Annotated in this window: 14 protein-coding genes; 9 read left to right on the plus strand and 5 right to left on the minus strand. The window is 32.2% G+C overall.

The window, feature by feature from the left end; all coding sequences use genetic code 11:
- Window positions 1-373 precede the first annotated feature (373 nt).
- Together AAGU07_RS02960 and AAGU07_RS02965 are read right to left on the minus strand one after the other, a co-directional pair.
- Window positions 374-769 (minus strand): universal stress protein, encoded by a 396-nt coding sequence (locus AAGU07_RS02960; protein ID WP_048081178.1) that lies wholly within the window; start codon window positions 767-769, stop codon window positions 374-376.
- A 51-nt stretch (window positions 770-820) separates the two neighbouring features.
- The gene (locus tag AAGU07_RS02965; protein WP_342457731.1) at window positions 821-1,372 is read right to left on the minus strand and encodes a flavin reductase family protein; all 552 of its coding nucleotides are present in this window, start codon (window positions 1,370-1,372) and stop codon (window positions 821-823) included.
- Between the two features lie 548 nt (window positions 1,373-1,920).
- Between AAGU07_RS02965 and AAGU07_RS02970 the strand changes: the two genes are divergently transcribed.
- Window positions 1,921-2,292, plus strand: a complete 372-nt coding sequence (locus AAGU07_RS02970) for a hypothetical protein (protein ID WP_342457732.1) — start codon at window positions 1,921-1,923, stop codon at window positions 2,290-2,292.
- A gap of 241 nt (window positions 2,293-2,533) precedes the next feature.
- On the opposite strand, the gene AAGU07_RS02975 is transcribed toward AAGU07_RS02970, so the two are convergent.
- Window positions 2,534-4,234: an ABC transporter ATP-binding protein gene (locus tag AAGU07_RS02975; protein WP_342457733.1), complete on the minus strand. Its 1,701-nt coding sequence runs from the start codon at window positions 4,232-4,234 to the stop codon at window positions 2,534-2,536.
- 483 nt (window positions 4,235-4,717) lie between these two features.
- Here AAGU07_RS02975 and AAGU07_RS02980 point away from each other — a divergent pair, with 483 nt between their 5' ends.
- The 8 genes from AAGU07_RS02980 (at window position 4,718) to AAGU07_RS03015 (ending at window position 10,098) form a co-directional block, all read left to right on the plus strand.
- Complete coding sequence (locus tag AAGU07_RS02980) at window positions 4,718-4,930, plus strand: DUF2795 domain-containing protein (protein WP_169740444.1); 213 nt, start codon at window positions 4,718-4,720, stop codon at window positions 4,928-4,930.
- Between the two features lie 364 nt (window positions 4,931-5,294).
- Complete coding sequence (locus AAGU07_RS02985; protein ID WP_342457734.1) at window positions 5,295-5,831, plus strand: nicotinamide-nucleotide adenylyltransferase; 537 nt, start codon at window positions 5,295-5,297, stop codon at window positions 5,829-5,831.
- Window positions 5,832-5,848: 17 nt separating this feature from the next.
- Window positions 5,849-6,292, plus strand: a complete 444-nt coding sequence (locus AAGU07_RS02990) for a molybdenum cofactor biosynthesis protein MoaE (RefSeq protein ID WP_342457735.1) — start codon at window positions 5,849-5,851, stop codon at window positions 6,290-6,292.
- Window positions 6,293-6,370: 78 nt separating this feature from the next.
- On the plus strand, window positions 6,371-7,555 hold the full coding sequence (locus AAGU07_RS02995; RefSeq protein WP_342457736.1) for an HD domain-containing protein: 1,185 nt from the start codon (window positions 6,371-6,373) through the stop codon (window positions 7,553-7,555).
- A gap of 127 nt (window positions 7,556-7,682) precedes the next feature.
- Window positions 7,683-8,243 carry a UbiX family flavin prenyltransferase gene (locus AAGU07_RS03000; RefSeq protein WP_342457737.1) on the plus strand — a complete coding sequence of 187 codons (561 nt, stop codon included), beginning with the start codon at window positions 7,683-7,685 and terminating at the stop codon, window positions 8,241-8,243.
- Between the two features lie 25 nt (window positions 8,244-8,268).
- Window positions 8,269-8,832, plus strand: coding sequence for a precorrin-6Y C5,15-methyltransferase (decarboxylating) subunit CbiT (gene cbiT, locus AAGU07_RS03005; RefSeq protein ID WP_342457738.1), 564 nt, complete (start codon window positions 8,269-8,271; stop codon window positions 8,830-8,832).
- An 11-nt stretch (window positions 8,833-8,843) separates the two neighbouring features.
- The gene (locus AAGU07_RS03010; protein WP_342457739.1) at window positions 8,844-9,635 is read left to right on the plus strand and encodes a hypothetical protein; all 792 of its coding nucleotides are present in this window, start codon (window positions 8,844-8,846) and stop codon (window positions 9,633-9,635) included.
- 199 nt (window positions 9,636-9,834) lie between these two features.
- Window positions 9,835-10,098, plus strand: a complete 264-nt coding sequence (locus AAGU07_RS03015) for a pseudomurein-binding repeat-containing protein (protein WP_342457740.1) — start codon at window positions 9,835-9,837, stop codon at window positions 10,096-10,098.
- Window positions 10,099-10,304: 206 nt separating this feature from the next.
- On the opposite strand, the gene serB is transcribed toward AAGU07_RS03015, so the two are convergent.
- Together serB and AAGU07_RS03025 are read right to left on the minus strand one after the other, a co-directional pair.
- Entirely contained in the window at window positions 10,305-11,801 is a 1,497-nt protein-coding gene (serB, locus tag AAGU07_RS03020) for a phosphoserine phosphatase SerB (RefSeq protein ID WP_342457741.1), read from the minus strand.
- A gap of 31 nt (window positions 11,802-11,832) precedes the next feature.
- The gene (locus tag AAGU07_RS03025; RefSeq protein WP_048081191.1) at window positions 11,833-12,378 is read right to left on the minus strand and encodes a TATA-box-binding protein; all 546 of its coding nucleotides are present in this window, start codon (window positions 12,376-12,378) and stop codon (window positions 11,833-11,835) included.
- Window positions 12,379-12,453: the final 75 nt, after the last annotated feature.

Below are 12,453 nucleotides of genomic sequence, written 5' to 3' on the forward strand. Positions count from 1 at the left end.
CCCCACAATCCTACAACTTCCACCAATACCCACTTAGAATCCACGAAAAACAAACTTCTTCAGGCCATATAATCTCATTACCCACAATATAAGATCAATATCCGCAAAAAACTTTTATCAAAGTTTTTTGCAGGCTCCATAATCTCAGGGTCTCACTAATTTTACAAGAGATTATGGGCCGCAAAAACTACATTATCGTATATTCCAATCTCCTAGTTTCACTATCCCCTATTCAATTGGTAGTCACAAAAATATATTATTACAGACCTAATCCACATTTAACCTCTATAATCTCATATTCTATTATTTGAAACATCAAAATAATATAAAAAAATACCTTAAAAATTAAAAAAAATAATTATAAACAAATTAATTATTTAACAAGCATTACAGGCGCTTCTACAGATTTTAAAATACTTTCAGCTACGCTGCCAAGTATTAGCTTTTCTAAACCCTTTTTTCCGTGGGTTCCAATAACAACAATGTCTGCTTCCATCCTTCGAGTTATAGTAGGTATATCCTTACGCGGATCTCCAAATACGAGGATTTCATCAACAACTACGTCTTCTTTTTTAGCTTTTTCGCTTAATTTTTTTAATATTGTTTTACCTTCATCTTCAAGAACATCATAGGGATAAATAAGCTTTTCATCAATCACATAGACCCCAACTATTCTTGCATTATACTTATTTGCCATAGAAATTGCTATATCTTCAGCCCTTCCGGCATATTCAGAACCGTCTGTTGGAACCAATATTGTTTTAAACATTTAATACACTCCTTACACAATCGAGATAATTCAGGTTAACCTGTAAAAATACTATTCAACTTTCTTGAGGTGATCTCCAACTACAAAATTCACTCCACCAACATGTAAAACTGGTTTTATCTTTTCAACGTCTAAATTACCATCTTTTAAGGAATCTTCCTTAGCGCTGACATTTAGGACTTCTCCCACGATAATATTATGATCTCCAGCATTTTTAATCCAGTGCACTTTACACTCAATATATGCGACGCACTCCTCGATTCCAGGTGGTGAAACTTTTTTAGATGGTTTTGAAGTAAGACCTGCCTTTTCTATTTCATTTACACCGTATGGGAACTTTTCACCAGTTATCCATAATTTATTTAAGATATCTTCCTTTGGAATATTTACCACAAACTCATCAACTTCCACTATATTTTTATAGGTATGATGGCTTGCAACTGATGCAAAAGCAATTAATGGAGGATCCATTGAAACTGGCATTGTAAAAGAAAATGGAGCAGCATTTACTTCACCTTTCTTATTTATGGTTGTTACAATAATTGTAGGACGAGGTGCTAATACTTTATACGCATTTTCCGTGCCTATTTCTTCAAAGCTCATTCAATCACCTTTTAATATATTACTTAAATAAAAATTTCTTATTTAATGGTTAATCACTGCTATTCGTTATGATCTATATTTTATAAGTCAAATGATTTATTATTTTGCATTAAATATTTAGATAATTTGCAATTACCTAAGTCCAAGTCATAAGAGGATTATGTTAAAATAATTTCACATATAACAGATGCTACATCTTTGTAGTAATTATAAGAATGTTTTAATTTAATAGATCTACAGCTACTAACTTGGTTATATCCAAATAAACATGCAATTTTAAAAAAGAGCATATGATAACTTATTTTCAAACATAATTAATCTATAAAAGGTAGTCTGATCTGATTTTACCGAGAAAATATACACTGGGTAACTTTGAGATTTTAGATATAAAATAAAAAACGAAATTATAGTTGTTTTACTATTAACCAGTTTGCAGCGGCATTTTATCTCTTTTCAAATATCATTTCATATAATAATAACAAAATATATTAATATATTAAATATATAAATTCATTATATATTAGCCGAATAAGGAGATAGTTGATTTTATGGATAATGATGGAATAGTTGAGACAAGAATTGAATTTAAGTTTCCAGAATATGAAGATACAATAGATGAACGCCGAGTATTGGAACAAAAGATTAAAAACAGATTAGGATCACTTGAAAGTATATTATTTGGTATCACATTTCAAAATGATTCCATTGAAATACAGGAAGGACGCCACATATACAAAATATCAAATCAAGGAAATAATTTTTCTATATCTGATAATTCAATACAAATGACCTTTAAAGAATTGACTATCTCCAAAAATATTGTTGAAATTAAATTCTTATTAGATAATGTAAATAAAATTATAGAAAAATTCCATGAGAATAACCAGAGGATATTAACTTTAGGTAGAAAAGTACTTTAAAAAAATACTTGCGTCGCAAGGTACCGACTATACTAGAAGTTTGCACTGTTTTTAAAAAAAATAAGATCGGGACATTCTGTAAATGTCCACATATGGTATTTTAGGCAATATTAGTCTTAATTTTGGATTATTTATATATTGATTACTTATGATCGTGTGCAAAAGCACAGTTATTCATGTTCAGTTTTTTTAAGAGATTTAACAAATACTGCAACATTTACCTAAATCCCATATTTAGCAATTATTCCACCAAATAATCAGCTTTACATGTTTTAATGAATTCATCACATAGTTTTTGAGGATCACCATCACCTACAATTATTCCATTATCAATCATTATAGCCCTGGTTGTAACTTCTCTAATAAAGTCTACATGGTGGCTTACCATCAAAATAGTTGTGTTAAATTTTTTATTTATCCTTTTAAGCGAATTTGATACTATTCTCAGCGTGATAGGATCAAGATCTCCAAATGGTTCATCCAGGATTAAAACCTCAGGTTTAGATGTTAACACTAAAGCTAAAGTGGCTCTAACCTTTTGACCTCCAGAAAGCTCATAGGAACACCTGTCCAAAATATCAAGGGGCAAATCAAGCGCTTCAAAAATAGGTTCAGCATATTTTCTAACCTCTGTATCTGGGAATTTTGGAAATAGAAGGTCTAAAATATCAGGTTTAAGCTCAATTTTTTCCAGTCTTGCTTTAGCTTCATGTTCTGGAAGATCAGTAAGCTGGTAAAGAACATCAAGGATTTTATCGCTGATACCAAGTTCTTCAGCTGTTTTACGTGCCTTTGATATAACATGTTCATCTTTAACTCCAAGACGTGACGCAATTTGATCCTTGATTGTTGCATAATGAGTAAGGGCAAATTCCTGATGCATAAACCCTAATTTCCGCCTTACATTCATTCTTTCCAATCCCAGATCTTGCATATCTACCCAGTTATCATTCAATTTAAAGAGAATAGATCCAGAATCTGGAGCATCAAGCCCCGCTACCATTCGAAGCAAAACTGTTTTCCCAGCTCCACTTGGTCCTATTAAAGATACAATTTCACCTTTTTTAATATCAAATTTTATATCTTTAATTTGAAGAGTATTTCCACCTTTTAAAAGGAAAAATCTCTTATTTAAATCATTTACTTTTATTATGGGGTCGCCTATATTCTCATGGCCTGCTAATGGTTCAGCAGGTTCCATTGGCCCCATAAATTTGGTAATTATTTTCTCAGTAGAACCTTCATCAATGATTTCACCGTTTTCTATTAAAACTAGTCTATCTGAAAGGTATCTGTGAACCTCTGGAAGGTGAGACACGAGAACTATTGTAACACCTAACTCTTTATTTATATTTTTTATAGCATCTAAAATTTCTTGTTTTGTCCTTGGACATGACATGGTAGCCGGTTCATCGAGCAATAAGACTTTTGGCTTTTTTGCAAGCTGTCTTGCCATTATAAGTCTTTGTTTTTCACCACCACTTAAAACAGGGGCAAAATGATTTATCTTATGGCCTAAACCTACAATCTCAAGAATTTCCTTTGCCTGATCTCCAAATTCAACCACCGCATCGTCCACATCCTGTAAAGACTCATCACCATATTTAACTCCGGCTAATTTCCTTACAACATTTTGAAGGGCTGTTTCCCCCCATAAACCAAATGACCTTTGAAGATGAATTGCAGTTGAGTTTTTAAGTTTTGCAAAATAGTACGGGCTTGAATCTGAAGAAACTTCTATACCATCAAGTGTTATTTTACCACTGTCAAATGGTTCTACACCCCTGAGAATTCGCAGTAAACTAGTTTTTCCAGATCCGCTCATCCCAATTATCCCGACAATCTCACCTTCCTCAACATTGAGATTTATATCATTTAATGCCTTGATTTCTCCACCATTTTCTATTTTATATGTCTTGGATAAGTTTTCAACCTTTATCATTCATTTACACCTTGTTTAAATAAATTAATATTTAGCCAAAATTTATTGACTTAACATGTTCAGAAAAATTTAAATCTTTAAAAATTGATCAAAGCTGTTTATCCTCTTTAAGAGTATATCCCTGTTTTTTTCGACGGCTTTTGAATAACTTTCATGGAGTTTAACTCAAAAGAATATTACCTGTAAAATCACTTCTTTAGTTAATATTAAACAAAGTGATTTAAATTGTTATGCTAATTTATACATCCTAATTTAAGCTGAACTGCTTTGTAATACTTTTTTATATAAAAGTAGTAAAGTACTTAAATTCCAAATTTCAAAAATGAAAATAGGGAAAATATGTTTTAAGCTAATCTCAATTTATACTTGCTAATTTAAACTATAACGCCTTTAAACAAACCAATTTATTATTCCATGACTAATTTAAGTGATACCTGTTTAAAGTTATCTCATCACGAGATAGCAATGCGTGGAGGTGAAAATTTGGCACAAAAGCGACAGAAAAGGTTTAATGTAAGTCCAGCACAGGTTGAAAAATCCATAAAGGGGACTCATTTTCCTGCACAAAAGCAAGATTTAATTCAAAGAGCAAGAGAAAATCATGCTAATCAGGATGTTTTGAAAGTTTTAGAAAATATGCCTGATAAACAATTCAATTCCCCTGTAGATATAAGCAAAGCGATGGGAAAAATGTAAATGATATAATTAAAATTGTTAAGTAAGGACACCAGATTAAACTGGTGTCCATCTTACAATGAATATAACTATTTCAATCTAAAGCCGTCACCTAACTTTAATAAGTTACGTTGTGTGCTGTAAATGCACTATTTGATGAATAATTTTATTTCAAGCTAGATTAAATTTCATAAGTTTTATATAAACATTATTTTAAATTATTTTAGTAATACAAAAATACTTTTTCTAACATACTTTGCAAGTGTATAACGAATTTTAACAAAGTTTTAGATAATAAAAGTTTTTAATAAAACTAGTGAATTTTTTCAGTATATAAACAAAATATTAAAGCACATGAAAACAGATTAATTAAACAGGTGATTATTTGAGAGGATTACTTGTTGGAAGAATGCAGCCAGTCCATAATGGACATCTTCAAGTTATAAAAAGCATTCTCAAAGAAGTTGATGAAGTCATAATAGGTATTGGAAGTGCTCAGCTGAGCCATACCCTAAAAGATCCATTTACTGCAGGTGAAAGGGTGATGATGCTTACAAAGGCCCTTAGTGAAAACGGCATTCATGCATCAAAATATTATATTATACCCATACAGGATGTAGCTTGCAATTCTACCTGGGTGGCCCATGTTAAAATGTTAACACCCCCATTCAAATACATATATTCAGGTAATCCGCTGGTTCAACGACTTTTTATTGAAGCAGAAAACAAGGTCACAGAACCACCACTGTTTAATCGTGAAACTTATTCTGGAACAGAAGTTAGAAGAAGGATACTTCTAGATGAAGATTGGGAATCACTTGTTCCCAAATCAGTTGTAAATGTTATTAAAGAAATTGATGGAATTTCAAGAATGAAACATCTATCTAAAAAAGAAACTTCAGAATTAATACAAAAAATTTAAGAATTTATGGTGATCACATGGCTCTAAATGTAAGGGTTATCAAAAAAGATGAAGAATTAATTACAATTCCCGACCTTATAAATCAGGTTAAAAAGAATCCTAAAATCGATGAATGTGGAGCAGTATTTTCCTTTGAAGGTATAGTAAGGGGCAAAGAAAATGAAACTAAAGTTAAAAAGTTGAATTTAAGTACCCCTGATATTCAAAAAACCGAAAAGGAACTTAAAGAAATCATAGAAGAGGTTAAAAATAAACATGGAGTGGCAGAAATAGCCGCAGTACACTATGTTGGGGAATTTTACACGGGGGACTCTCTTTTACTTGTAGTTGTAGCTGGAGCACACAGAGGCGAAACAGTAGATGCTCTTAAAGAATCAATAGAGCGTATAAAACATGATCTTGAATTTAAAAAAGAAGAATTTACTGATGAAGGAAAAAACATTATTATGTCCGGAGGATAAGCTCAACAGTTTATCATTAGTCCATTACAGAAATAACTGATTTAAACGCACGGATTAGTTATAAAGGAGAAATTAAATTTGAAAAATATAAGGGATAGTGTCCATGGAAACCTTTATCTTGACGAATTCGAGATTAAACTGGTAGATACTCCTCAAATCCAGCGTTTAAGACGAATTAAACAGTTAGGATTTACTTACCTTGTTTATCCCGGTGCAAACCACTCTCGTTTTGAGCATTCCATCGGGACAATGCACGTTGCATCCAAAATTGCAGACAGCGTTGGGCTAGATGAACATACCAAAAAAATGATCCGATCTTGTGCACTTCTGCATGATATAGGACACGGCCCATTTTCACATGTATCAGAAGGTGTTCTTGATACTCCCCACGAATATCAAACATCTAAAGTTATTAAAGAATCAGAAATTTCAGATATTCTGTCTGAAATGTTCGATCCCAAAGAAATAATCAATATAATACATGGAAAAGGGCCTTTGGGACATATAATAAGCAGTGAGCTTGATGCAGATAGAATGGATTATCTTGTAAGAGATTCTTATTATACGGGTGTTGCTTATGGGATGATCGACGTTGAAAGACTTGTATCTTCAATGAAACTTGAAGATAGCTTAGTTATCGGAGTAAAAGGCATTCAAGCCGCTGAATCCGCTCTCATTGCAAGATACTTAATGTATCCCAGTGTCTATCAGCACCACACCACAAGAATAATAAATTCAATGTTTCGAAGATGCATAAAATGGATGTTTGAAGCAGATTTAGTTAATTCAAATACCATTTACAAATATGATGATGCAGACATTACCACAATTGCAAGATCTCATGATGGTCAAATTAAAGACATAATTAACAGGTTAGATAACCGAAATTTGTTTAAAAGAGTATTTACCATAAAACTCAGTGATTTAGAAGAACCAAAGGATGTTTTCAAGATCAAAGATAAGAAGCTCAAAAAAATTGAACTTGAAATCGCCGCAGATTTAGGTTCACATTCTGAGTATACAATAATCGATATCCCAGAATACCCCTTCTTTAATGAAATGAGAACCCAAGTGTCTGTTGGGAATGAATGCGTAAAATTAAATGAAATATCAAATTTAGTAAGCGCCCTTAAAAATATGAGATTTAATTACGCAGATATCTGCATATATGTTCCAGATGAATATGCAGAAAAAGCTTCAGAATTCCCATTTGAGGATTATTTAGAGCTTACAATGCAAAAAAATATTAAAGATTGGTTATAAATTAATTAAAAGAAATAAAATAACTTATTATACTTATAATATTCAAATTAAATATTTAACTGTTTAAAATTAGCTAATTAAAAAATTTGATTATAAATTATATACAAAATATAAATATGTGATAATTATGATTGTAGTTGCTATTACAGGTGCAAGTGGTGTGATTTACGGAGTACGGCTTCTTGAAGTATTAAAGGAACTAGATATAGATACCGCTCTTGTAATAACCGATCCTGCCAAAATAATCCTTAAATATGAACTTAATATGGAAGAAGAAGAATTAAAAGAATTAACAGACATAATTTATGATCCAAAGGATCTTACAGCTTCTATTAACAGCGGGTCGTTTAGATTCAATTCTATGGTCATAGCTCCATGTACAATGAAGACAATTTCTGCAATAGCAAATGGATACGCGAATAATGCCATAACAAGATCTGCAGATGTGGTACTTAAAGAAAGAAGAAAATTAGTAATCGTACCTCGTGAAACGCCCCTTAGATCAGTTCACCTTGAAAATATGCTTAAAATAAGCAGGGAAGGAGGTATAATCCTCCCAGCTATGCCTGGTTTTTATCATAATCCAGAAAATATTGATGATCTATGCAATTTTGTTGTTGGAAAAATCTTAGATGTCCTGGAAATTGATAATCACATGTTTAAACGATGGCATAATGACAACCCATAACTAATCAAAATTTTTAATGATTCATATGATTTCAGATGATGAATTTATAACTCACAAAGATGTACCTGGACCAACCAAAGAAGAAATAAGATGCCTTGTTATGTGCAAATCAAAGGTATCGCCAGAGGATATTGTAGTTGATATAGGCTGTGGAACAGGAGGGTTGACTTTAGAATTTGCTAAAAGGTCACGTCTTGTTTATGCAGTGGATAAAAATTTAGATGCGCTAAATACAACAGAAAAAAACCTTAAAAAGCATAAACTGGATAAAAAAGTACAGCTTATCCATAGTGATGCCCTTGAAGCCTTAAGAGACATTGAAACCTTTGATATTTTGATGATTGGAGGGAGTGGTGGAGATTTACCTCTTTTAATAGAGGAAGGCTACCAGAAACTCACACAAAATGGAAAAATAATAGTTACCTCAATTTTACTCGAAACCCCTGTTGAAGCTGTTCAAACAATGGAAAAACTCCAGATGGATATTGATATAGTTGATGTATCTATTTCAAAGGGACGTATCATGAAAAGAGGAACTATGATGCTTGCAAGGAACCCTATAAATATTGTTACTGGCCAAAAAAATTGAAGGGGATAACTATGGAAATACGGAAATATCTGAACAACTGGAGAGTCCGTTTAGGTCTAATTTTAATTATACTGGCTGCAATTCTTTATATTACTAATTTCTTACTTTTCAAAGATTTACACGACACTTTGTTCTATCTAGATATAGATTTAGCGTTTATTCCTATAGAGGCCCTTATTATCGTTCTTGTTTTAGAATGGATAATAGGTGAAAGGGAAAAAAGAAATCTACTTCAAAAAATGAACATGGTCATAGGGTCCTTTTTCAGTGAAGTTGGAACTGAGTTACTGGCGGGAATTTCAGAATTTGACTCTAAAACTGAAAAGATAAGGAAAAAGTTGATTATGACTGATGAATGGACTAAAAAAGATTTTTTAGATGCAAGTAACAGAATTAAAAATTACAATTTCCATGTGTATATTGGAGAGAACAACCCCAATTCCATACACTACTTTCAGGAGTTAAAAGTATTTCTTGTTAAAAACAGGGAGTTTATGCTGCGCCTTTTGGCAAATCCTAACTTACTGGAACATGATTCATTTACAGACCTGTTATGGGCAGTGTTTCATTTAACTGAAGAACTTGAAAATAGAACTGATCTAACAAATCTCCCTAAAGCAGATTATCAACATCTTGCAGGAGATACAGAAAGAGCATACAGTTTACTGGTTTATGAATGGCTGCAGTACATGGAACATCTCATGGAAAACTATCCTTATCTTTTCTCGCTTGCTATAAGGACAAATCCATTTAATCCAGATGCCACTGTAGAAATTCAAGACCCTCCAAAGGGAATGGTTTAATATAAAGCCGTAGCAGGCAATAGTTAGCTCACGAAACTAAAACCTTAATAGTGTATAAAACCAATCTTAACTATCTGACCATACATAACTTAAAAAAGTTCATGTTGGAGTGTAAAAAACTGGAAAATTTTACATGACAGCATGAACGATTACAGATATGGTATGATCACGTCGCACTCAATTTAATAGAGGAAATCAAATGGAAAGACTCAACCTCAAACAGTACAGGGAAATGGTCAGTTTTATACTGGATTATAAAAAGACACATGGAAAAATGCCAGAGCATGTAATGGTTAAAGGATATAAAATCTCCAAGAAAGAGTATATAAACATGATAGAACGTGTAAATAAATTTATACTTGAAATGGGGAGAAATCCGCGAACGGTTGATATTGAACCATCACCAAAAGAATACCTGGCGGATTATCCAGAAGATAATTTAGACGATGATATTAACCATTAAAACCATTTTCTATTTTAATAACTGATTTTAATTTACATAACCTTAAAACATTCCCATAGTAAAAATAACTAATTATAATATATTAAAAAGATATTAACCATTAAAACCATTTTCTATTTTAATAACTGATTTATTTATACGGCAAATTAACTCAATTTTAAATAAGTAAAATAAATTAAAAATGAAAATTAAAAAAAATAAGCTAGTTAAATAACATTATGCTTTTGTAAAAGCATTAATTCATCTCTATTTAACTTTTTACCGCTTTTGAACTTTTCATATATTTCTTCAGCATGTGCTTTTTCTTTAATATTTTCTTTTGCGGTAGCTTCACTTTCTCTATTTCGCTTTTTAGACCTGACTTTATCAAGTTTTTTATTTATCTTGCGAATGTGTCCTAAAACTTCCCTTACTTCCTCATGTTTTTTGGAAGCAGTGTTTTTAGTTTCAATAAACGTGTTATGGGCTTCGTCTGCTTTTTTCCTTATCCCGTCTATTCTCTGGAAATATTCCAGCATCTGTTCATGGGTAGACTGAGCCTCATCTGAAAGTTCAACAACTTTAGCATGGTATGTTTCAGACTGCTCTTTAAGCTCCACTGCTTCACTATGGATCTTTTCGTCTTCCTGCATAGTTTGAAGTTTCTTTTGCAGCTCTGTGACCTTTTTAACCAGTTCGTTCTCTTTCTTGATATCGAGAACTTTTGTTTCTATGGTCTTATCAAGCCGTTTAATTTCTTTTTCAATGTTTACTATATCTCTTTTTCCAGACGCCCATTCCATGCTCTTGAGTTTTTCATTGGTCTGGTCCCTTAGAGTTTTGTATTTTTTAACTTCTACGTTAGTTTTATCACGTTTATCTCTAAACTCAATTGCTTTGTTGAGATTTTCTTTAATACTTGCGTTTAAATCATCCCTTACTTGCCTTTGAGATCGGGCTTCACTGTTTAACTCATCACGTTCTTTAGTGAGTCCATTTAATTTCTTTTCATGCTCTCTCTTTTCAGCAAGTAATTTATCAAAGCTTTCTTCCTTAACAGGAGTTTCTGAAATTTCCGCACTATCTTTATTATCCATATTATCTTCAAATAGAGGTAACAATTCTTTTAAATCTTTTTTCTCAATTACAACATCTGCAATTTCCCTTAAAACAGGTTTTGCATTAAAAGCTATTCCTAGCTTGACCATTTCAAGCATGGAAATATCATTTGCGCCATCACCAACCGCCGCACATTCATCTGCAGATATGTCTTCCTTTTTCATCAAATCAGTTAATACATCTGCTTTAGAACCATTTACAAGAGGTCCGCTTACTTCACCAGTTAAAACACCGTTTTCTTCATGTAAAGTATTCGAAACTGCGTAATCAAGATTTAATTCCTCTTTCATACGGTTTGCGATGACTTCAAAACTACCGGTTATAGTTGCAATTTTGTATCCTCTTTCTTTAAGCACTTCAATAGTTTCTTTGGCTCCTTCCATTAGAGGAATGTCATAGATTGCCTTTTTAATATCATCAACTGAAGCGCCTTTAAGTAAAGCAACTCTCTCTTTGATTGATGTTTCGAAATCCAGGTCTCCTTCCATGGCTTTTTTTGTTATTTCTGCTATTTTGTCTTCAATTCCCATTAATTTGCCAATTTCGTCTATGGCTTCACTGTCTATAAGGACATTATCAAGATCAAAGGCTATTAGTTTAATCAAAAGATCACCGATATATAATCAAATTAAGGATTTAAATTAAATCCAGTTCACCCAGTCTTTCTTTCGTTTTTTCAACGCCGAGCTGAGCATCGTCTATGGTTTTTGCACCAGTACATACTACTTTTCCAGAACCGAACAGTAATAATACAACTTTAGGGTCTTCAAGTCTGTAAACTAAACCTGGAAATTGTTCTGGTTCGTATTCTGTATTTTCTAAATCTAATGCTACTGCTTCAAGGTTTAATGTTTTTCCTAAATTTGCAGAAGCAACTATGTTCTGTACTTTAATATTAAATTCTTCAGGTATTTCTGAATCAAGTTTCCTCATTTTATCTACAGTAATATGTATAGCTTTTACTGAATCATCTATAGATTTCGCGCCAGTACATACTAATTTTCCTGATCCAAATATAAGAGCTGCTGTTTTAGGCTCTTTAAGCTTGTAAACAAGTCCTGGGAACTGTTCCAGGTTATATTCGACACCTTCTAGCGCCGGGGCTACCTTAGGCAGTTCAATTGATTTTCCAAGAGTTGCAGAAGCTACAATATTCTCAACTTTAATTGGTACATCTGTCAAGCACATTCCTCCAGGTTTTAATTCATAATCATTGATTTATATATTAAATTATTTTTTACAATTCATTAAAATTTG

Source organism: Methanobacterium sp., assembly GCF_038562635.1.
In the GTDB taxonomy this organism is placed as follows: Archaea; Methanobacteriota; Methanobacteria; order Methanobacteriales; family Methanobacteriaceae; genus Methanobacterium_D.